At 56.0% G+C, this 20,314-nt stretch carries 20 protein-coding genes; 7 read left to right on the top strand and 13 right to left on the bottom strand.

Annotated elements, in window-relative coordinates; all coding sequences use genetic code 11:
* Positions 1–4 precede the first annotated feature (4 nt).
* On the top strand, positions 5–229 hold the full coding sequence (locus tag K529_RS21210; RefSeq protein WP_005613811.1) for a DUF350 domain-containing protein: 225 nt from the start codon (positions 5–7) through the stop codon (positions 227–229).
* Entirely contained in the window at positions 226–1,767 is a 1,542-nt protein-coding gene (locus K529_RS21205; protein ID WP_005613814.1) for a polyamine aminopropyltransferase, read from the top strand. The genes K529_RS21210 and K529_RS21205 overlap by 4 nt, the downstream gene beginning before the upstream one ends.
* A gap of 52 nt (positions 1,768–1,819) precedes the next feature.
* Here the strand turns inward: K529_RS21205 and K529_RS21200 are convergent, their stop codons facing one another.
* On the bottom strand, positions 1,820–2,344 hold the full coding sequence (locus K529_RS21200) for a CBS domain-containing protein (RefSeq protein ID WP_005613817.1): 525 nt from the start codon (positions 2,342–2,344) through the stop codon (positions 1,820–1,822).
* Positions 2,345–2,422: 78 nt separating this feature from the next.
* On the opposite strand from K529_RS21200, the gene K529_RS21195 reads away from it, so the two are divergent.
* Positions 2,423–2,605 (top strand): hypothetical protein, encoded by a 183-nt coding sequence (locus K529_RS21195; protein ID WP_005613819.1) that lies wholly within the window; start codon positions 2,423–2,425, stop codon positions 2,603–2,605.
* Positions 2,606–2,617: 12 nt separating this feature from the next.
* Here K529_RS21195 and K529_RS21190 read toward each other — a convergent pair whose 3' ends face one another.
* Entirely contained in the window at positions 2,618–3,574 is a 957-nt protein-coding gene (locus tag K529_RS21190; RefSeq protein ID WP_005613821.1) for a Hint domain-containing protein, read from the bottom strand.
* 463 nt (positions 3,575–4,037) lie between these two features.
* Between K529_RS21190 and K529_RS21185 the strand changes: the two genes are divergently transcribed.
* The 3 genes from K529_RS21185 to K529_RS21175 are packed head-to-tail and all read left to right on the top strand — an operon-like array spanning position 4,038 to position 6,735.
* Positions 4,038–4,751 (top strand): GAD-like domain-containing protein, encoded by a 714-nt coding sequence (locus K529_RS21185; protein ID WP_040641603.1) that lies wholly within the window; start codon positions 4,038–4,040, stop codon positions 4,749–4,751.
* The gene (locus K529_RS21180; RefSeq protein WP_005613826.1) at positions 4,748–5,326 is read left to right on the top strand and encodes a hypothetical protein; all 579 of its coding nucleotides are present in this window, start codon (positions 4,748–4,750) and stop codon (positions 5,324–5,326) included. Before K529_RS21185 ends, K529_RS21180 begins: the two co-directional genes overlap by 4 nt.
* A complete protein-coding gene (locus tag K529_RS21175) occupies positions 5,323–6,735 on the top strand; it encodes a T6SS phospholipase effector Tle1-like catalytic domain-containing protein (protein ID WP_005613828.1) in 1,413 nt (470 codons plus the stop codon). The genes K529_RS21180 and K529_RS21175 overlap by 4 nt, the downstream gene beginning before the upstream one ends.
* Here K529_RS21175 and K529_RS21170 read toward each other — a convergent pair.
* The 5 genes from K529_RS21170 to K529_RS21150 all read right to left on the bottom strand — a co-directional run bounded on the left by K529_RS21170 (position 6,723) and on the right by K529_RS21150 (position 12,272).
* Positions 6,723–7,799: a DUF4123 domain-containing protein gene (locus K529_RS21170; protein ID WP_005613831.1), complete on the bottom strand. Its 1,077-nt coding sequence runs from the start codon at positions 7,797–7,799 to the stop codon at positions 6,723–6,725. The genes K529_RS21175 and K529_RS21170 overlap by 13 nt on opposite strands.
* Positions 7,800–8,001: 202 nt before the next feature.
* The gene (gene argE, locus K529_RS21165) at positions 8,002–9,204 is read right to left on the bottom strand and encodes an acetylornithine deacetylase (RefSeq protein WP_005613833.1); all 1,203 of its coding nucleotides are present in this window, start codon (positions 9,202–9,204) and stop codon (positions 8,002–8,004) included.
* Complete coding sequence (locus tag K529_RS21160; RefSeq protein WP_005613835.1) at positions 9,204–10,688, bottom strand: tripartite tricarboxylate transporter permease; 1,485 nt, start codon at positions 10,686–10,688, stop codon at positions 9,204–9,206. The genes argE and K529_RS21160 overlap by 1 nt, the downstream gene beginning before the upstream one ends.
* Positions 10,689–10,700: 12 nt before the next feature.
* Positions 10,701–11,195 carry a tripartite tricarboxylate transporter TctB family protein gene (locus tag K529_RS21155; RefSeq protein WP_005613837.1) on the bottom strand — a complete coding sequence of 165 codons (495 nt, stop codon included), beginning with the start codon at positions 11,193–11,195 and terminating at the stop codon, positions 10,701–10,703.
* A 105-nt stretch (positions 11,196–11,300) separates the two neighbouring features.
* The gene (locus K529_RS21150; protein ID WP_005613839.1) at positions 11,301–12,272 is read right to left on the bottom strand and encodes a Bug family tripartite tricarboxylate transporter substrate binding protein; all 972 of its coding nucleotides are present in this window, start codon (positions 12,270–12,272) and stop codon (positions 11,301–11,303) included.
* A 120-nt stretch (positions 12,273–12,392) separates the two neighbouring features.
* Here K529_RS21150 and K529_RS21145 point away from each other — a divergent pair, with 120 nt between their 5' ends.
* Positions 12,393–13,304 (top strand): LysR family transcriptional regulator, encoded by a 912-nt coding sequence (locus K529_RS21145; protein WP_005613841.1) that lies wholly within the window; start codon positions 12,393–12,395, stop codon positions 13,302–13,304.
* 62 nt (positions 13,305–13,366) lie between these two features.
* Here the strand turns inward: K529_RS21145 and K529_RS21140 are convergent, their stop codons facing one another.
* From K529_RS21140 to K529_RS21115, 6 genes are all read right to left on the bottom strand, one after another.
* Positions 13,367–14,377 carry an ABC transporter permease gene (locus K529_RS21140; RefSeq protein WP_005613843.1) on the bottom strand — a complete coding sequence of 337 codons (1,011 nt, stop codon included), beginning with the start codon at positions 14,375–14,377 and terminating at the stop codon, positions 13,367–13,369.
* On the bottom strand, positions 14,374–15,876 hold the full coding sequence (locus K529_RS21135) for a sugar ABC transporter ATP-binding protein (protein WP_005613845.1): 1,503 nt from the start codon (positions 15,874–15,876) through the stop codon (positions 14,374–14,376). Before K529_RS21135 ends, K529_RS21140 begins: the two co-directional genes overlap by 4 nt.
* A gap of 63 nt (positions 15,877–15,939) precedes the next feature.
* Complete coding sequence (gene torT, locus K529_RS21130; protein ID WP_005613849.1) at positions 15,940–17,010, bottom strand: TMAO reductase system periplasmic protein TorT; 1,071 nt, start codon at positions 17,008–17,010, stop codon at positions 15,940–15,942.
* Positions 17,011–17,102: 92 nt separating this feature from the next.
* A complete protein-coding gene (locus K529_RS21125) occupies positions 17,103–18,074 on the bottom strand; it encodes a 5-oxoprolinase subunit C family protein (protein WP_005613851.1) in 972 nt (323 codons plus the stop codon).
* Positions 18,064–18,939, bottom strand: a complete 876-nt coding sequence (locus K529_RS21120) for a 5-oxoprolinase subunit B family protein (protein WP_005613853.1) — start codon at positions 18,937–18,939, stop codon at positions 18,064–18,066. Before K529_RS21120 ends, K529_RS21125 begins: the two co-directional genes overlap by 11 nt.
* The gene (locus K529_RS21115) at positions 18,936–20,312 is read right to left on the bottom strand and encodes an acetyl-CoA carboxylase biotin carboxylase subunit (protein ID WP_005613855.1); all 1,377 of its coding nucleotides are present in this window, start codon (positions 20,310–20,312) and stop codon (positions 18,936–18,938) included. The genes K529_RS21120 and K529_RS21115 overlap by 4 nt, the downstream gene beginning before the upstream one ends.
* Positions 20,313–20,314: the final 2 nt, after the last annotated feature.

The following is a 20,314-nucleotide window of genomic DNA, read 5'->3' as shown; positions in this document are numbered from 1 at the left end:
GTACATGGATTACTTTTCGGCGATCAAATTAACTGAGATCATCAGCACGATCTTCTACACTTTTCTCGGCGCTGGTCTGATGTTTGTCATCTGGAAGATCATGGATCGCGTCACTCCGTTTCATCTGCTTGAACAGGTGGAAAAGGAACAGAACCTCGCGCTGGCCGTGTTGATCGGCATGGTTTATCTCTCGCTCGCTATCATCATCGCGGCCGTAATCTTGTCATGACCCCTGCGCGGCGGGTCGATCCGCGAGAGCTGTGGTTGTTATTGGCGACATTTCTCGTTGCGGTCGCAGGCCTGATTTACGAACTGATAGCCGCCACATTATCGAGCTATCTGCTCGGGGACAGCGTGCGGCAATTCTCCATGGTGATCGGGGTTTTTCTATCCGCCATGGGCGGTGGCGCCTGGGCGTCGCGCTTTGTTGCCGATCCGGTGGGCGGCTTCATCTGGGTTCAGATCCTCCTTGGTGTCGTTGGCGGCTTTCTCGCGCCCATCCTGTTCCTGACCTACGCCAGTTCCGGCGAAGTTGGGGTTATGCTCTATAGCTTACTGATCTTGGTCGGTTTGTTGTCGGGGATGGAGATCCCACTAATTGCCCGTGTACTAGAGTCGATCGGCGCTGAGCGGTTTCGTTTCGAAAACGTACTCAGCGTTGATTATATCGGCGCATTGGTCGCGTCCTTGGCGTTCCCGCTGCTGGTTGTGCCCCAATTGGGGTTGATGTCGGCAAGCCTCGCCTTTGGTGTTTTGAACCTTGTGGTGGCCGGGCTATCGCTGTGGGTGTTTCGCCAGCAGGTGCGGATGGCGTCAGTGGTGTTCTGGGCCGGTGCATTAGTGATTTCGCTCGGAGGGCTGTGGCAATCTGAACGCTTGGTCGCTTTTACCGAAGCACAGCTCTTTGAAGATGAGGTGATCCTCTCCGAGACGACGCCCTATCAGAATATCACCATCACCCATTTTAAAGATCGTATCCGATTGTTCTTAAACCACTCCATCCAATTCGACAGCCTTGACGAGCATCGCTACCACGAACTTTTGGTGCATCCCGCCATGGCCTCTGCACCACGGCGCGCATCCGTTCTTATCCTTGGTGGTGGAGATGGGTTGGCGGCACGCGAGGTGCTGAAATACGATGATGTGGCGCGGGTCACACTGGTCGACTTAGATCCTCGTGTGACAGAGATTTTTGCGCAATTCCCTGATTTGACCGCTCTGAACGACAATGCCTTGAACGATCCGCGGTTGACGGTATTCAATCAGGATGCATGGCGCTTTATCGAAGAAAGTCGCGAGAGTTTCGACGTCATCCTGATCGACCTGCCTGATCCTAAAACGATCACTCTGTCCAAGCTTTACACCCGGCAATTCTATCGCCTGCTCAGTGAACGCCTGTCGGCTCAAGGCATCATCGTCACACAGGCGGGTTCGCCCCTCTTTGCCCGACAGGCGTTCTGGTCAATTGTAGAAACTTTTGAGAGCACAGAAGTACCTCAACTGCAGGGGCGTGGCTGGCGGGTCACCCCTTATCATGGCTATGTGCCCAGCTTTGGCGAATGGGGCTTTGTCATGGCGACAACCCTCGCCCCCCGCCCCTTAAAGTTCGAGCAGGTCACACAATTAAGCTATCTTACACCTGAGGTCTGGCAAGCAGCGCAGGTCTTTGGAGCGGACTCCACGCGGCTTGCCGCGCAGAGCAACACCATGCAATCACATGCGCTGGTCCAATATTACCTCGATGGATGGGACTATTGGTTTCGTTGAGGGCCTGAGGCCGTTCCACCGCGTCATAAGAGCGAAACAGGCCCTCAACTCCTTACCCCACGATAAGCTGTTTGAGCTGTAGCGCCTCGTATTCCAGGGCGGTCAGACGGAAATTCACCACGTCTCCGATGGTGATCATACCGACCAATTGTTCTTGCTCCAAAACGGGCATATGCCGGAACCGGCCATCCGTCATGAGACGCAGAACCTCAACCACGGACTGGTCCGGAGTCGCTGTGATAACATCCGTCGACATCAACCCCTCGACAGTTTGCGGCAGCGTTTCACCCGGCGTATCCGCCAGACGTCGGACGATATCGCGCTCAGACAAAATCCCGACCAGTTCGCCTTGCGGGTTTTTGACCAAAAGCGCCCCGATACCCTTGTCACGCAGAACCTCCACGGCCTTTGCGACGGTATCTTGCGGATTGATCCAAAACAGATCACCGCTCTTGTTTGCAAGGACATCGCCAACGGTGGCACGGGCTGCAGACATGTTTGTATCAAGAGTTTGGCTGCTGGTCTTCTTGTCCGATGTCTCGGAACCGCGTGTTTTCGGAGTATATGAAGCAGGCATGGCGTTTCCTCTCTTTATCATCTTATACGGTATTACAATTCTCGCCTGAGTAAATGTGTTCCTACAAAGGAAACGAAATTGACCGAACTGACCCTCTCCTCAACAAGCGCCACCCTGCTGTTCGTGATCGCCTGTCTAGCAGGATATCGCTATCGCAGTGTCTGGAAGAACGAAGGGCCACGCTTTCAGCTTTGGATATTTGGCCTCATCGCAGCTGCCTGCCTGCTGTCACTCGGGTTTGTGCCGCTGCAGGTGGGGTAGCTCCACCACCGCTCAGCTGCGCAGATCGCACTGCGCGCACACCAAGGATTTGTTGTTCTTCAAATGACGCTCAGCGAGCTGTTGCGCTTGACGCCCTTCGGGGAAAGGGCGCGCGGAAACAGGCGTGTAAGGACACTGCTGTAACTCTGGAAACAGCATATAAATCTCGGCAAGCGCTTCTGCTCCGACGGATCTGAGCGCCTCGGGGCCGGGAAACAGGGATTCTGTTTCTGCCCCATTTGCCACCACAACCTCATGCTGATCACAAAGAAAGTGGTAGTAATGCGCGCCAGAGAGGTCGCTGGCAATTTCGATCCCCTTCAGTGCAAGCAGCTTTTTTGCGGCGACCATCACCTCGCCCACGCCAAACATGTTTTGCACAACTCTGGAACGCAGCAATACCCTATGCTGCGGCGAGACAATCAAATCCGTTGCGGGCAGTCGAAAACCAAGCGCGCCTGCTGTGATGCGGATCGGTCGCAAATTGGGTGCCTTTTCCAGATCTGCCGCTCCGATATTTCGGGATCCAATCCAGCGGATCGGTTGTGCACCTCGATCCTTGGTCAAAACAAAGTCCCCGATCTGCAATTGTTCGACCGGCATGGCCCCTTGCGGCGTGTCGATCATGGTGCCCTTTAGGAAACAGGGGACGCCTGTTGTGGCATTGCTGCGAATGCTCAGTGTGCCGACGGCCTCGCCAGCGGCGTTATAGACCTCATAGGACAAATCGTTAAAAGCAGGATCTTCGACACTGTCGTCTTGAGAATTGCTGACAAGCCGCAGCTCCCATCCTTCTGGGATGATAACGGTGGTCTCATCGATTTCACCGTCAGCGGGTTGCGAGTCGACGGTAATCGCACCGCGAAAGCCAGATCCGATATTCACCGTTACAGTGTCATCAGACCCGTTCTGGCCTACGTTTTTGTAAAACGAGCCAAAACTATCCGCATTTATCACATAATCAGCCATGAGACCTATTGAGCCAAAGTTCTTTTGCCAAACCCGGCGGTACTCAATACGCTAAAAACGAGCGAGGTCCGCTTACTACCAAAAGGAAATGTACGGCATCCTAACAAACGTGGCACTGCCACGCCAAATTGGCGAAAGCTGCGCACCCGTTAAATGCGACCTGCTCGAGTGTCCAGATGGGCGAAACGACAACGCGCGAAACTACGCTCGACTCGTGAAAGGTCGGCTCTGCACGGTCAGGCCAACCACATGAATATCTCGCAGATCATGCCCCCAAAGTGCTATCACCATTAGACTTTTAATGAGCGCTCCAAAACCGACCTGACGCAAGGCAACTCACAGGTATGGGGCCGCCTCGTCGGCGAACCCTCGCCGAGGGTACAATCAAAGAGAGAACAGCTTGGGTTGATCGAACGAATGGTTCATGTATTCCTGACACCTATAGACAGCGATTTTTGTACCCATGAGTTTTCGAAGCAACCTGCCCGGCCAATCGGCTGACACAGCACTTAGCAATCTGGTCCGCGACCGAGGCCCGTTAAAGAACGCGGTGGACGTCCGATCACAAGAGATTGCCTTCCATGAAGGCAAAGTGGCTCCGCTGCTTCTCGACTTCTGGGACAACTACGGAGTCGGGGATCTTACAGATGGTCGGCTACGTCTGTGTGTTCCGGCCGAGCTGCGTGAAGCCACCAATGCGATTTTCCAAGGCGATCCAGACTTTAGTGATGAATTCGGTGTGCCAAATGTTCATGCAGTTGCGCATACCGCGTTTGGGGATCTCTTCTTGTGGAGCGAACAGCACTGGATCGTGCATGTAAATATCGTGCTCGGTCTGATTGAAGCCCCTTTCTTCCATCGTCCGGAGATGAAATCACACCCCGACACCGTGGCGCTGGAACTGCTGCTGCAAGCAGAGGGGCTTATTCTCGACATGACGGACGAGAACCAGCAACCCATGTATGAGCGCGCAAAAGAGGCCTTCGATCCACTGCCACGCATGGTGATCTACGCGCCGGGCGAAGCGATCACTGCAGATCCTCACCCACGTTTTGATGCACTATATGCTGCGCATTATCCGGAGTGGTTGCTGGATCGCGCGCAAAGCAAGGTTTGGTATCTGTCTGATTTGGCAACAGGTCGGCCCAACATCCGTACTATAGGAGCACCCAAATGACAAAGGTTTGGGCCGCGCTGATGGCAATGTTGGCCCTGACCGGGTGCTGGAAAGAGGCCCCGACACAGGCCAACCTGTCCATGGCCAGCTATTCCTACTCTCCTGTCTTGGTAACGGAAGCGAAGGTTGAGGGTTTGAAAATTCCGTTTAATACCACAGTTGTGACGGGCGAGGCGGAAGACGCGAATATACCACGCAACCTTGGAGCTTATACGTTGAGCTGGTCAGCAGGTAACAAAGATACCATCGCTGTGTCGGCCAAATGGGTCGAGTTGCTGACTGACCGCGCATGGGAAGCGTCGCTGGAAGTTTCGCCAGATGATCTTATGCGAAATTCCCTCAATACCGCTTCGATAACGCTCATATTCGGACCAAATGGGCAGTTTGTGGCAGGGACCGACCCTTCAGACACAGGTTCTGGCAAGGATCTCGCGTCCGAATGCGGTACACGCACCCCCACGCAAGATCGAGATATCTCTGCCGAAGTCGATGCACACGCGCTACTGGCCGAAGCTCTTCGTTTTGATTACCCACCCGTCCCAGATCAGACCACCTGCCCGGAGCCTGCATCATGAGCTTGACCGAGAGCGCATCACAACAATCTCAAGGCCTCAACCGATCTGCCGGGAACATCGCGCAGACCTGCCCTGCGGTCACACTCGAGATCGGGGTGTTTTTTGATGGCACCGGTAACAACGCGGCAAACGTCCGGGGACCCTCAAGTGACTATTCGGACAGTTATAACTCGTCACTCACGAACGTCGTGCTGCTCAATGACCTTTATCAATATTCCTCTCGTTACTGGACCCGCAACTCTTGCGGTTATGCCATCAAGCGCGATCGAATTTACATGGAAGGCATTGGCACCACTGCTGGCGAAGCTGACTGGAATCCACGAAACAAAACGGGCGCAGCGGTGGGCATGGGTCCAACCGGTGTAGAAGCCCGTGTTTTTGACGCCTGTGTCGAGGTCGGCAATCGCGTGAGACGATTAAGCCCCGGTGTGGAGCCGACCGAGGTCGTGCTGGACGTGTTTGGCTTTAGTCGAGGCGCGGCGGCAGCGCGCTACTTCGTCAATTGCTTTCGTCAGGGTTTCATCGAATATGACGCGCTGGACTATTCTCTGCTACGTGGCGTTCATGTCGATCATAATCGCGCCTCCCTCCCCGCAGGGCGCAATGTACGCATTCGGTTCGTTGGAATATTCGACACGGTTGCAGCCGTCGGGCTTGGCACCAATGACGACAACGGCCCCGTAAACGTCCATATGTCCACTTCTCAGGCTGATGGCATTATGCACCTCGTGGCAGAGAACGAATATCGAGAGAATTTCCGCCTCAATCACAACACACCCGGAGGGGGACCGTATCAATCCTGCACAGGTGCGCATTCGGATATCGGTGGCGGTTACGCGGGCACCGGCAGTGAAGCGCTGGTGGAGAAAGCAAGAACCAGAACCTTTCATAGCCGTGCAGATGCCGAGGCGGCACGTGCTGCGGATGTCGCCGAAGCCGCGGCGGCGCGAGACTCGCTCGAAAGTTTCTACGTTAGCGAAGGCTGGATTGATCGAGGCGACCCGCGTGGCGGTCTGATTAACGAACCGGGTCCGATCAGAGAAACACCCGCTCCGGGCCTTGCCGGTTTCGTGGCAAGTACTTACAGCTATACCACCGCTGCGCGCCTCGACAGACCGTGGGTTCAGCTCGGCCTGTCCCGTATCCCACTTGCGATGATGTACGACGCAGCCGTTGCAGGCGGCGTTCCATTGGGCGATCTGCCAACCAGCGGCGAATATGCCATCCCAGGAGACCTGCAAACCTTAGCTCAAACCATGCGATCCGGCGGAACACCCTCTGCTGATATGCGACGCGTCGCCTTGCGCGATTTTGGGCATATGTCGTCAAACTTCGACAAGATCGGTATGTCGCCGGAACCGGGCTTTGAGCGTTCAATCGACTGGAATGAAGCCGGTCAGGCCAAGTGATTTGTCTCGGCCTCGCGCGCGATCATCTCGTCTTTAACTTGGGCAAACCGCCACTCTGCGGGTTTCTCCATACGCCCCATGATCTGAAGCACTGACTTTGCGTCCTTTTGCTGTTCAAACGTGGGGCCGTACTGAACCTCCCAGACGCAGAGCAAATACAGCATATCCAGCTGCGTAAAACCGTATCCAATCATCCGCCGCATGGTCGCGTCACATAGCATGAGCAACTGATCTCGGTCCGGCAGGTCTTTTTCAAACGGTGTTTCTCTTAGTTTATCAGCAATCAGGCCAACATCACGTCGCCACTGCAAATGCGAAAATATCTCTAAATCTGCCTGATCGAGCCGAAAGCTGCCGCGCTCAGGTGTCACGTGTTTGAGCTCGCGATTGGGCTTACAACGGACCAGAGAGTTTGCGCCATCCAACGCATACACCGGAAACCACATCGCCATGAGTGGCTCCGACATATCATGAGGATGAAACCAGCGCGCCGCTTTTGGCGCACGAGTATCAAGTCCAGAGAAATACGCCTCAGCACATAAAGGCTCCCAGAAGCGGAAAAAATACGCCCGTTCGTGCGCGTCCAGCACACGCATAAAGCGCCGCAAATGCGTCCGCAGCTGCGAGAGCGAAAGCGACGTTTGCACAAAAATCCCAGCTTGCGCCGCCCAGAACGCACCGGCTTTAACCTTTCCATCTTCTGATGTGGTCAGCAATGCGCGCAGCAGGTCAGACTCTTGTGGCAACCTGACCAGATAGGGAGCCGCATCGCCCGCGACACTCGCCAGTTCCCCGGAAAACAGGCTCACATGCTCAAGACCTTCCGCCTCCAACAATACAGGGAGGCTTTCAAGACAGCTGGAATCCAAGACCGCAAAGATTGCACCATCTGGGGACAAGAAATCATCAGGAAGAACCTCCTGAGGTGTCACCGCTTGACCGATCTTTTGGACGACCGGCAAGCCTTTATCAAAGCGCTTGATTTCTACCGCAGACACGGGCGAAGGGCCTTTTCCATCCCCCACATCAGCACCAATATTTTGCCAATAGTCCTCGTCTGCCATTGTCCCGGCACATCCCAAAATCATACAATAATTTTAAGGCACTATGAGCCTGCAGAGGGACAAATTCAAGGTAGAGTTGAAGTCACAACGCCGCAAACGATACCGCGAAAGGCCCCCTAACCGGTCCCCAAAAGACAAACGCGGCCCCGTTACAAGAACGAAACCGCGTCAACTCAGTAATAAAAGACACTAGGGATATTGGTCAGGGGGTCGGCTCTGACAAAAACTCAACGACCTTTCTCAGAAAACTCAGGCATTCCCCAAGTTGTTCAAGCTCGACAAACTCGTTGGGTTTATGCGCTTGCTCGATTGATCCCGGCCCTACGATGACGGATGGGATCCCGCCGATTTGTTCGAAGACACCACCCTCAGAGCCATACGATACCTTGCCGCCCCACGCGGGCATAAGATGCGCGTATCGATTAAACCCAGTGGTGTTACGAGCCTCTCCCATCGCTGGATACGAGAATATTTGCTCAAAACGAATACCTGTCCCGGGGATTTTCTCTTCCATGGGGCGCACGATATAGCAGGTGATGTCCTCCAGCAGGCTCTTCATATCCTGCTCGGGTTCCATCCCGCTGATAGAGCGTAATTCGAACGTAAATTCACAGCTATCGGGCGTCACATTCGTTGCAACGCCCCCCTGTACCATCGTCACCAGCATTGTGGCGTGCGCAACGGTAAAGTCCTGATCAAAAGGGCCCTCCAGCTCATAGCGCTTGCCACGTTCAGAGATGCGCTCCACCGCTTTGGAAGCGAATTCAATCGCGTTCACATGCTCAGGGGCAAAGGAAGAATGACCAGCCGTTCCCGTCACGTGGGCCCGCATGGCGATTTTGCCTTTTTGCCCAGTGATCAGCTTCATCATCGACGGCTCACCGATGATCGCAAACTCTGGTGGTACCGGCAGTTGCTTCAGATACTCTGCAATCGCTGGCGCCCCCAGACAGCCCACTTCCTCATCATAGGAAAAGCACAGATAGACAGGACGCGACAGCTTGGCCGCCGCCAGCTGCGGTGCAACAGCCATTGCGCAGGCCGCAAACCCTTTCATATCGCACGCCCCACGACCATAGAGCTTGCCGTCTCGGATCTCCGCCACGAAAGGGTTGCTCTGCCATTCCGGCTCCTCGGCGGGGACCACATCCGTGTGGCCCGACCAAACAACCCCGGCAGTGTCCTTTGGACCAAAGGCCGCGACAAGGTTGGCTTTGGCTCCGGTCTCATCCGGCAAAATCGTGATCCGCGCGCCCAAGTCACCGAGATAATCCGCCATGTGGTCAATGAGCGGGCGGTTGGGATTACGAGAGACCGTATCGAATGAGATCAGCTTTGCCAGATGCTCCGCAGCCTTTCCGGTCAGGTCATCAGATGCGAAGCTCATTTCGCTCAGGAGTGTCATTACGCGACTCGTCTTTCTTTTGATTTAGTAAATTCGCGGCGGATGGTTAGCCCAACGACAAAGATGATCAGCGCTGCAAAGATCCATGTGATCGGTGAAGAGAGCAACACCGCGGGATCACCACGCGAAATCGCCAATGCGCGGCGCAAGTTTTCTTCGATCATTGGCCCCAGAATAAACGCGATCAGGAAGGGTGCCGCGGGAATGTTCAGCAGGAACATCGCAAAACCCACAACCCCCATGACCAACAACACCGCCACGTCGAATGTGCTGGAGGCAATGGAGTAAATTCCAAAGATACAAAGCAGGAGCACCAAGGGTGTCAGCAATGTTTGTGGAATATGCGCCACCTTGGAGAACATGCGCATGGTGATTTTTCCTGCGAACAGCAAAAGCACCGAAGACACCAGCATACCGATCAATAGCATGTAGATCTCATGCATGTTGGTCTGAAACAGCAGTGGACCGGGTGTCAGGCCTTGGATCATGAATGCACCGAGCATCACACCGGTGATCACATCACCCGGAACGCCAAGCGCCAGCAAAGGGATCATCGTTGCACCACATGCGCCATTGTTGGCGGATTCTGATGCGGCGATCCCTTCCAGCTCACCTTTGCCGAAATTGCCGCCGTTCTTTGAGCTGCGTTGGGCTTCGCCATAGGAGAAGAACGCCGCAGACGATGGGCCGATGCCTGGAATAGCGCCAAGAATGGACCCGATCACGGACCCTTTCAGGATACTGCGCAGCGACCCCATGAACTCTTCTCGGGTGACATGTTGTGCGCCGAGTGCAGCAGCCTCTTCAGTTTTGCTGGCGCGCATCACCACCAGCTTGATCAATTCAGGCAACGCAAAGAGACCGATCAAGACGGGCGCAATTGAAAGACCCGCTTGCATGTCAGGTACAAAGGCAAACCGGAAGGAACCGTACATGTCCTCGCCCACTGTCGCCAGCAACAGCCCTAGAGATGCCGAGACCATCCCCAAGAGCAGCGAATTTCCCGAAACCCCTGCAACAGTGGTTAACGCAAAGAGCATCAGCATGAAGAACTCGGGCGGCCCGATATGGAGCGCCAGCAGCGCCAAGGGTGCCGCAAAGAAAATCAGCGACATGTTCGACAAGAAATCGCCGATCACCGAAGAGTAAAGCGCCATGTTCAGGGCTTTGCCTGCCTTGCCCTGTTGCGCAAGCGGGTAGCCATCAAGGGCCGTACACGCCGCCGAGGCGGTGCCCGGCGTCTTGATCAGGATGGCTGAAACCGACCCGCCGTAGGTAGACCCTTTATACAAGGCAACCAGCAGAAGGATCGACGGCACCGGATCCATGTAAAAGGTAAACGGCAGCGCCAGCGTCACCGCCATCGTCCCCGTCATGCCGGGGATCGCCCCGACGATCACGCCGCCCCAGATGCCAGCGACCATGATCAGAAGGTTCTGCAACGTGGCAACAGCCACCAGTGCAGCGAGAATCTCGTTTAGCATCAGTATCTCCGATCAGAAACCGAGCATCTTGGTGAGTTCACCCTTGGGGAACTGCGTACCAAGCGCGGAGTGAAAGAACATCAACAGCAGTATCGGCGCACCGATGGATAGGAGTGCAATCCAGACCCGGTAACTGCGTTCTCCGGTCATCAAGACGATGGAGAAGGTCAAAAGCATCGTCGCGACTAGGAAACCGACGTATGGCATCACGACGAAGAACAACACAAAGGCCAGCAGCAAGCCTGCAAACCGAAATCCCATGCGGGCAAGTGAACTGCCGTCTGTGTCGATGAGTTCCTCTGCGTCCTCATTGCCCTGTCGCGCAACAATCAACGCCAAAACGCCAAGCACGATACCAACCACGGAAACGGTCCACGGCCACATGTCAGGCGGTGGCGCAAACCCCGGGATAAAGGCGGGACGTGGCACAAATACGGGCACAAGATAGAAGGCACTGAGCGCAAAGAACGCGACAACCAACAGCCCCCGCAAAACGGGCTTCGTCATGGCAATGCTCCTGAAGATGTAGGGATCTCGTTTGAGATGGCCCCAGCCACAAAGGCTGGGCCCATGAGCGGCAGGTGGATGCCAGAGCCCCCACCTGCAACAGGCTTAGTTCGGCAGATAGCCAAAGTCTTTGGCAAGGCCATTGAACAGTTCGTACTGGCTCTTTGCATAGTCGGTCATATCGACAGTTCCAATGGTCGAGATCGAGCCACGACGGGACGCAAGCTCCAGCCATTTTTCATCCGTCGCGACTTGGCCCAGAACCTCCTGCCATTTGGCAAATACCTCTTCAGGCAGGTCTTTGGGGGCATAAAGCGCGCTCCAGCCGGTGATCTGACCGGCTTTTTCGTAACCAAGCTCTTGGGCGGTCGCGACGTCCGGCAGGCTTTCTACACGCTTGGGTGCAAAAACCATCAGCGCTTTCATATCGCCACTCTCGATATGGGGCATCAGCGAACCCGCGGCCATGGCCACAAAGTCTACATGCCCACCCAAGAGCGCGGTCGCAAGCGCACCGCCACCTTTGTATGGCACCAACGTCGCAGCGGTGAGGGGGTCCAGATCATTATCGGCCAAGAGCGCCTGCGTGGTGAAACCATCAATCGCAGTGGCACCGGACGCGGCATAAGTCATAGCGCCGTTGCTGTCTTTGATCGCGGTGACCAGATCCTCGACGTTTTCATAAGGCGCATCGCTGCGCACGGCCAAAATCATCGGCGTCGCCTCGAGCGCGCCTACAAATGTGTAAGCATCCCACGGAACTGCGGAATCAGGCGTCACGGCAGGAGAGAGCGCCATCCCAACCCGCGCGAGCAGCATCGTATAGCCGTCCGCATCGGCCTCGGAAACGAAACGCGCGCCGTTCATACCGCCTGCGCCGGGTTTGTTCATCACGGTGACGGGCTGTTCCAGAAAAGGCTGCGCGGTTTCTGCCAGTGCACGACCAGCAAGATCGGATGCGCCGCCCGGTCCGTAAGGCACCACAAGCGTCACCGCCTGCTCAGGATAAGACTGAGCCAGCGCGGCTCCGCTTGCTGCCACCACTGCAAATGCAATCGATCCGATTAGTTTTTTCATGAGTACCTCACGTTTCGTCCGAGTTTCCGGAGCTGTTGGATGGCACCAACATTCACAGTATGCGAAATTTGACAATAGAAGCTAACTAGTTGCATAAATTGCATACTGAGGGGGCGATTTATGTTCAAGACACGGGAATTAAAGGCCTTTGACGCCTATATGCGGCTGGGTGGCGTGAAGCTGGCGGCGGAACAATTGGATACAAGTCAGCCAATGGTGAGCCGCTTGCTGTCCTCACTAGAGGAAAAAACCGGATTCGAACTGTTCCAACGCAAGCGAAACCGGCTCGCGCCGACGGCAGAGGCCTTTCGGTTTCATCAAACTGTGGTGCGTCATTTGGCCGGGCTTCGCAATCTGGAACAGGAGGCCAACGCCATTGCAAGCGGTCAGGTTGGGCATCTCGTAATCGCAGCGCAACCGGTGTTTTGCGATACATTCTTGCTTGATGCACTGGCGCAGTTTCGGAAAACCCATCCTGAGGCCACTGTACAAATCGCCGATGTCGGGATGGAGGAAATGCTGCGTATGATCAGCGAACAGCGCTGTGATCTGGCGTTTGGCATTACCCTCAACGCTGAGGCATTTGGCGGTGATGCACTCTCTTTGGCCCATTGCGAGGCTCAGTGCATTCTACCCAAAGGCCATTTGTTAGGAGATGTGGAAGAGATCCCCCTACCCCGCTTACGCCGGGAAATGTTCATTGATCTTGCACAAGGCAGCCCGCTGCGACGCCGCATTGATCACATGATGGACACCATTCAGGTTAATCGCACGATTGCTGCTGAACTGCGTACGATTCACGGCATTGTCCGTCTCGTGGAACGTGGTGAAGGTGTCGCAATTGTCGACCCCGTCGCCCGGCAACTCCTTGATCTGGAGAAAGTTTCCATCCACCGCCTGATCCCTGCAATCACGTGGGACATTGCGCAGTTCATCCCCCATGAACGTCCGCTCAGCACCGTCGGACAAGCCTTTGCAGCGGCGGTCGCGCATGAAATCGACAATCTGAAACGCGATGGTGTGGTGTCCTGAGCCTCTGCACCATGCTGGCGGTCACAACTGAAGCGCGACCCCGCCAGCACAGGATTGCAGTGTTATGAGCCACCCATAATCATCCGGTAGCGGAGTTGGTCGAAAATCACCGCCAGGATCAGAAGCGCGCCCAGCAGAACCATTTGCATATAAGAGGAAATCTGCGCGAGGTTCATCCCGTTTTGCACAAGAACAATGAAGAACCCGCCCAAAACCACGTTTTCAACACGCCCGATACCACCCCGCAATGAGACTCCTGCGATAACACAGGCCGCAATCGACTCCAGCGTGATCGTACCACCCAGATTGGCCTCGCCACTTTCAACCCGCGCCGTCAGTAGCAACCCCGTCAACGATGCGATCAAGGCGCACCCGACGTAGGCCATCATCAGCGTGCGTTTCGTGTTAATCGCCGACAAATGCGCTGCTTTAATGTTGCCGCCAACGGCATAGACTTGTGTGCCAAGCGATGTACGCGACATAAATACCCACATCGCCACGATACAGAGCAGAGCAACAATCACCGGGACAGGGACGCCCCAAAGGCGACCAAACCCAAACACATCCGCAAACGCAAAAGGCAGACCCGAGACCGGCACGCCACCCGTAAGCAACAGCGCAGCACCACCAGCGAGCGAAGACGCCCCGAGTGTCATGATGAAGGGCGAGACATCGAAATAGGCGACACCAATGCCATTCAGCAACCCCACACAGGCCGCCGCAGCAAAACCCGCCAAAGCACCAAGCAGGATCACAAGAAAGATCGCATCCGGAAATATGCCGGCCAGCCAGACCATGACCGTTGCACTCACAACAGACGTAAGCGCAATCGCCGTCCCAACCGAGAGATCAAACCCGCCGGAGATCAGCACCAGCATCTGCCCGAGCGAAACCAGCACCAAATAGACCGACTGGCGCATCACATTGACGAGGTTCTGGCCCGTCAGAAACTTGGGCGACAGCAGGGTGAAAACCACCAACGCCCCAAGCAGAAAGAACGGTAAGACCCCAACCCGGACGAATATTTTTCGGATCAATCCGGGAAAGCTGAATGGCATGGTGTCGGTGGTCATAGTGTGGCTCCGGTTTCATCGAAGAAGTATTTGAGGACAGTGTCCTCCGTCATGTCCTGCCCACTCAGCTCTGCCGAGATGCGGCCATGGGCGAGAACCAGAAGGCGGTGTGCGATATTCATCGCTTCGGGCAGATCAGAGGAGATGACGACAATCGCCTTACCGGCCTCTGCAAGCTGTTTGATCAACAGATAGAGCGCTGCGCGGGTGCCCATATCGACGCCTACGGTAGGCTCGTCAAAGATGAGCAGATCAGCTTCCTGACCAAAACATTTGCCAAACAGCGCCTTTTGCTGATTGCCCCCCGAGAGTTGCGAGACAGGCTTATTCCGGTAGCCTGCGTGCAGCTCTACATGATCGGATATCTGATCGATTGAGCTGTTGACCGCTCGCCAGCGAACAAACGGGCTCCCGCCCTCATTCCGCATCCCCGACACGATATTCACAGCGAGGTTGTCTCGGGCGGTAGTCGCCAGATCAAGCCCTTCGGCCTTTCTGTCAGGTGACAAATAATACATACCACCTTTGATGATATCGCGGGTGGTGGCACCGGTAATATCGCGCCCCTTAAAGGTCACTGTGCCGGATTGAACCGGCGTTAACCCCATGACAGCACGGAACAGACGGGATTTCCCCGACCCGACCAACCCGGCGACTCCGAGCACCTCGCCCCTACGGACTTGAAAACGCGCGTTTGAGATGCCCGGCGCATGAAGCCCTGCGACCTCCAGAAGTATTTCACCGGGATCATTGGTGATGCTTGGATAGATCTGATCAAAAGAGCGCCCCGTCATCATCTCGACAAGGGCATCGTCATCGGTATCGGCCATCGCGACCGTGCCGATGACCGCGCCATCCCGAAGAACTGTGACTCGTTCGGCGATCCGCGCAAATTCCTGAATACGGTGCGAGATATAGACAATGCCAACGCCACGCGCTTTCAGCTTGGTCACAAAATCAAACAGATGGTCGACCTCCCGATCTGTGAGCGATGCCGTCGGTTCATCCAAAATCAGCACCTTGAGGTCGCCGTGAAAGGCTTTGGTGATCTCAACCATCTGCTGCTGCGCCCGCGACAGACGTGCAACGATGGCAGACGGGTCTATGTCAAATCCCAACTCTTCAAGCATTTCTCGCGATCGCGCCCGCATGGCGCGGTGGTCCAGAAACGGGCCGCGCCGCAGTTCCCAGCCAAGGAAAATATTCTGGGCCACTGTCAGGGTCGGGATCAGCGAAAATTCCTGAAAGACTGTGTAGATACCTTTGGCCTGCGCTTGGGCGACACTGTCAAAACTCACAGTCTCACCCTCGAGCCGGATACTGCCTTCGGTTGGGGTATTCGCGCCTGCGAGCATCGAAATCAGCGTGGATTTCCCTGCGCCGTTTTCACCAAACAACACATGCACCTCGCCCGGCTCCAGATCGAAATCGACATGATCCAGTGCCACAACGCCGGGATATTGCTTCGTCAGGCCGCGTGTCTCGATCAGCTTGGACATCGCTACTTCCTTGCATATTGCAGGCCGGGCGGGGAGAGAGGGCCCGACCTGCAGTTGTTTTGCTTACTGAGTGACGCTGAAGACCGGAGAGAACCCATCTGGCGGCAAAATATTCCCGCGCGCCACGTCCCTCACGTTGTTCTGGTCCACAACAAAGATCTTGGGGCCCACGTGTTTGAGGTAGTTCTTGCCCTCAAGCACACGCACCGCCTGATCGATCGCAATGCGACCCTGAATAACCATCGAGTCCGCTGGCGCACCGGTGATGAAGCCGCGCTGAATGCCAGTGTAGACGCCCGGTGTCATGTAAAACGCAAGAATGTCGACCTCACCTTTTAGACCCCGCTCGCGGATCACACCCTGTGCGGCTTCTGCTGTAACGGCCGTACCTGCGATATACTTGATCTCCGGATTGGCCTGCAGCACGTCCTCGACCAGCTTGAGCTGCGCCTCTTTGCCGGTGTCGCCATAGCGAGGTTCCAGCACATTGACAGCGGAGCCTTCGACCGCCGCAAGAAAGCCCGTATTGGCAGCCTCAACCCAACCAGCCCCTGCCGGTCCGGGGAACCAGCCCACAGTCACGGGGTCAGAACCTGCGGGGTGTTTTTCCGCAAGATATTTGCCGGTCTCAAACCCCATGGTGCGGAACGAGACCAGCGATTTGGCCGCAATATCGGTGGAAGACACGCCGTTGATCACGTCAATCACAGGGATGCCTTGCCCCGCTACTTCGCTGATGACGTTGTTCAAACCATCATATGAGATCGCACCGACGACGACCGCATCTGCACCGCTTGCCACGCAATCCTCGATCTGGCTGATCTGAGAGTTGAGCTCGGTGTATCCTCCGGCTTCGACCACATTCAGATTGACGCCCAGACGCTCGGCCTCAGCCACAACGCCATAGTCGACCCCCAGCCAATATGCATCTTTCATATGGGGAAAGGAGACGCAGATATTCCACGGCTTCTCCGCAGCCGCCAGTGGTTCGTAGGTGACGTCCGACACCGTGCCATCTGCGGAAAATGCAGGCGTGACTTCTTCGGCGGGGTAGGGAAACCACGCCTCGTCGGCGAGGGCCGGAAGGGCCACCGACACCAGCAGCGCGGAGGCTGTGTTCAGGAAAAGCTTCATCGTTCTGACTCCTTGTTGGTTCATCAGGTATTGGGCGAAGGGCATCGCCAGACTGATTTTAGGTGGAGACGGGCTCCGGGAGTTGTCAGGCGCTACAAGAGCGCCTGACGGATCTGCTCGATGGTCTCTTTTCGAACCTTTCGAGCGGCAAGCGCCTGATCCATATCAACGCGCTCAAATTTGACCGGGGCGTTGGGCTGCAACTGTCCGATCAGGTCCATATCGGCGGAAATCACAGCCCCCAGGGTAAAATACCCCCCACCGGAAACCGCATCGCGATGCAGCACAATCGGCTCCAATCCTCCGGGCACCTGAATGGAGCCGTAAGAATAGCAGCCATCCACGATATTTGAGGGGTCAGAACCAGCCCCAAAGGGTTGCTCGCGCGCGACAAATTCCATCTGCTGCCCGCCACGGAACCGATAACCCATCCGGTCTGCTTCTGGCGCAACGGTCCAGTCATCGTCAAAAAAGGCGTTCTGGCTCTTTTCCGTGAGGCGGTGCCAGTACAGACCGGGCAGAACCCGCAACACCGCAGGTTTCCCAGGACGGCGACGCAACGCTTGGGGAACACTGCGCGCGTCGGAACCTTCCATAGCCTTGCCCACCGGGATCACGTCCCCCGCAGCAACCGGACGCCCCTCAAAACCACCAAGTGCCCCAATGACATAGGTTGAGCGCGATCCCAGAGCAGGAGGCGTGTCGATGCCGCCGGATACAGCGATGTAGATGCGCGCGCCCTCTTTCAGAAACCCAAAGGACAGCACTTGCCCGGCTTTTACGCTGAAACTCGTCCAAGTGTCGCGCGGCGCACCATCCAGCATCACGGGCAATTCTGCACCGGTCACGGCAACCGTCATATCCGCGCCGAATTTGACCTCTGGCCCCATAAAGACAGCTTCCAGACAGGCGGCCCCATCCTCATTTCCAACCAGCATATTGGCGGCGGTCAACGCCAGGCGATCCATCGCCCCCCCCTCGGGGATACCAAGGTGGAAATAGCCCGGACGGCCCAGATCCTGAACGGTGGTTGCAAGTCCCGGTTTGACAATCTCAAGCGTCATTGAGCGCCTCCATCAGTTTGGCGTTGAAACCGGTCATGTCCTTATTGAAAGCATCAAGATCAAAGGCGACCTCTGCGATCTTGGGCGTGTAGCTGCCCTCTTCGACCTGCTGGGAGATCACATCATATTCCGCTCGGTCAATCGGCTTCCATTTGACGATATCTCCGGGGCGGAAGAAGACCATGAAGTCTTTGAGATAGCTAATCTTTTGCTCGGGATCGAAGATCGGCATCGGGGTAATCCCGAACATCTGATACCCGCCGGCACCGCGCACCGAATAGATACAGGAAAAACAGCCGCCATAGCCTACCGTCAGTTTTGGTGTATCTGTTCGCGGCCTCAGATACTTGGGCACTTCCAACTGCTTGTCACGTTCAACCAACTGATAAAGGAAGGGCAATCCCGACACGAACCCAACCATGGACACAAACCATGGTTGTGAATGATGCGCCTCAATGAACGCGGCAGCGCTGTCGTAACCATTGATCCGCGCGGCATAATCCAGATCAGTACCCGAAGGATCCTGATGACGCTCACGAAACCGCATCAGTGTTTCATGCGTCCAAGGATCTTCATAAAAAACCGGGATCTCAATAATCCGTGTGTCCAGACGTTTTTCCTGCGCCTGAGCCTCGCCTTCGAGCTCCTTGATCCGGGTCATCATCTCGTCCGGGGCGATGACATCCGGGTCGAACCGAACCTCAAAAGAGGCATTCGCCGGACAAATCTCGGTCACACCGGGGATGTCGGCTTCCCGCACCAGTTTTGACAGTGAGAGCGCGATAAAGAACGCATCGAGCGACATCTCATCGTCGACCTCGACATAAACATGTTCATCGCCCCCGTAGGTGTAGCGCGTTTTCATGCAGCATCTCCTTTCGCGGTGAGGTTCCCGGCTTCGAGCCAAGGTTCGAGCCATTGGGTGTGAAAGTCGCCCGCCCGCACATTCGGGTCGGCTGCCAGAGCAAGGTGCAGCGGCGCCGTGGTCTTGGTGCCTGCGATTTCCAATTCGGTGAGAGCCTTCACCAGCTTGTCGATCGCCGCATCACGGGTTTCAGCATGTACAATGACCTTGCCCAAGAGAGAGTCATAGAAGGGCGGTATTTGATATCCCTCTGACAAGAAGTGGTCAAAACGCACCCCCTCCCCTGATGGCATTTTCAAAGACGTCACCTGACCGGGCCAAGGCATAAAATCCATGTAGGGATCTTCTGCGCAGAGACGTACCTCGATGGAATGACCAGTGCGCGTAATTTCATCCTGCGTCATCGACAGCTTTGCCCCGCCGCAGACCTTGATCATCTCGGCAACCAGATCCACCCCGGTCAGCATTTCCGTCACCGGATGCTCAACCTGAATGCGGGTGTTCATCTCGATAAAGAAGAATTCGTTCGCGGCCTCATCAAAAAGATATTCAAGCGTACCCGCCCCGCGATAGTTCACGGCTTTTGCAAGCGCGACAGCAGAGGAGCAAAGCGCCTCGCGCGTCTCCTCATCCAGACACGTCGCCCCGGCCTCTTCCCAGACTTTTTGGCGGCGACGCTGCAACGAACACTCTCGCTCAAAACAATGAACAGCAGTCTCACCATCGCCAAGAATTTGCACCTCGATATGGCGCGGCGACAGGATGGCGCGTTCGACATAAAGTCCGCCATCGCCAAAGGCGGCCTCGGCTTCGGCCTTGGCTTGCGGCGCGAGGGACTTCAGCTCTTCGACGGTTTTTGCAACACGGATGCCGCGTCCGCCGCCGCCCGCGGCGGCCTTGATCATCACTGGAAAGCCAATCTGTTCGGCAATGGTGACGGCCTCAGCGACACTCTCAACTCGCCCATCGGACCCCGGCACCACCGGTACGCCAGCAGCCTCGGCGGCCTGCCGGGCGGCAACCTTATCCCCCATCCGCTCGATGGTGTCGGCGGACGGGCCCACAAAAATGAGACCGGAGGCCTCTACCGCGCGCACAAATGCCGGACTTTCGGACAAGAACCCATAGCCGGGATGAATGGCATCAGCGCCCGTGGCTTTGGCCGCCTGCAGGATCGCATCAATGTTCAGGTAGCTTTCCTTGGCGGGCGCGGGACCAATGGAGACCACCTCATCCGCAAGTTTAACGGCCAGCATGTCGCTATCGGCCTCGGAGTGAGCCTGAATGGAATGGATGCCGAGCGCCTGCGCGGCCCGAACGATCCGCACGGCAATTTCACCCCGGTTTGCAATAAATAGTCGCTGGATTGCCATGG

This window comes from Tritonibacter mobilis F1926 (genome assembly GCF_000376545.2).
Classification (GTDB): Bacteria; Pseudomonadota; Alphaproteobacteria; order Rhodobacterales; family Rhodobacteraceae; genus Epibacterium; species Epibacterium mobile.
The sequence above is the reverse complement of the archived record's forward strand: the minus strand, read 5'-3'. Positions and strand labels throughout refer to the sequence as shown.

Bases quoted from the DNA above. Each gene is read 5' to 3' on its own strand.
- K529_RS21205 (WP_005613814.1), top strand. From the start codon at position 226: ATGACCCCTGCGCGGCGGGTCGATCCGCGAGAGCTGTGGTTGTTATTG.
- K529_RS21200 (WP_005613817.1), bottom strand. From the start codon at position 2,344: ATGCCTGCTTCATATACTCCGAAAACACGCGGTTCCGAGACATCGGAC.
- K529_RS21160 (WP_005613835.1), bottom strand. From the start codon at position 10,688: ATGCTAAACGAGATTCTCGCTGCACTGGTGGCTGTTGCCACGTTGCAG.
- argE (WP_005613833.1), bottom strand. From the start codon at position 9,204: ATGACACTCCTGAGCGAAATGAGCTTCGCATCTGATGACCTGACCGGA.
- K529_RS21115 (WP_005613855.1), bottom strand. From the start codon at position 20,312: ATGGCAATCCAGCGACTATTTATTGCAAACCGGGGTGAAATTGCCGTG.
- K529_RS21170 (WP_005613831.1), bottom strand. From the start codon at position 7,799: ATGGCAGACGAGGACTATTGGCAAAATATTGGTGCTGATGTGGGGGAT.
- K529_RS21210 (WP_005613811.1), top strand. From the start codon at position 5: ATGGATTACTTTTCGGCGATCAAATTAACTGAGATCATCAGCACGATC.
- K529_RS21175 (WP_005613828.1), top strand. From the start codon at position 5,323: ATGAGCTTGACCGAGAGCGCATCACAACAATCTCAAGGCCTCAACCGA.
- K529_RS21185 (WP_040641603.1), top strand. From the start codon at position 4,038: ATGAGTTTTCGAAGCAACCTGCCCGGCCAATCGGCTGACACAGCACTT.
- torT (WP_005613849.1), bottom strand. From the start codon at position 17,010: ATGAAGCTTTTCCTGAACACAGCCTCCGCGCTGCTGGTGTCGGTGGCC.
- K529_RS21145 (WP_005613841.1), top strand. From the start codon at position 12,393: ATGTTCAAGACACGGGAATTAAAGGCCTTTGACGCCTATATGCGGCTG.
- K529_RS21140 (WP_005613843.1), bottom strand. From the start codon at position 14,377: ATGACCACCGACACCATGCCATTCAGCTTTCCCGGATTGATCCGAAAA.
- K529_RS21150 (WP_005613839.1), bottom strand. From the start codon at position 12,272: ATGAAAAAACTAATCGGATCGATTGCATTTGCAGTGGTGGCAGCAAGC.
- K529_RS21155 (WP_005613837.1), bottom strand. From the start codon at position 11,195: ATGACGAAGCCCGTTTTGCGGGGGCTGTTGGTTGTCGCGTTCTTTGCG.
- K529_RS21135 (WP_005613845.1), bottom strand. From the start codon at position 15,876: ATGTCCAAGCTGATCGAGACACGCGGCCTGACGAAGCAATATCCCGGC.
- K529_RS21180 (WP_005613826.1), top strand. From the start codon at position 4,748: ATGACAAAGGTTTGGGCCGCGCTGATGGCAATGTTGGCCCTGACCGGG.
- K529_RS21125 (WP_005613851.1), bottom strand. From the start codon at position 18,074: ATGACGCTTGAGATTGTCAAACCGGGACTTGCAACCACCGTTCAGGAT.
- K529_RS21120 (WP_005613853.1), bottom strand. From the start codon at position 18,939: ATGAAAACGCGCTACACCTACGGGGGCGATGAACATGTTTATGTCGAG.
- K529_RS21190 (WP_005613821.1), bottom strand. From the start codon at position 3,574: ATGGCTGATTATGTGATAAATGCGGATAGTTTTGGCTCGTTTTACAAA.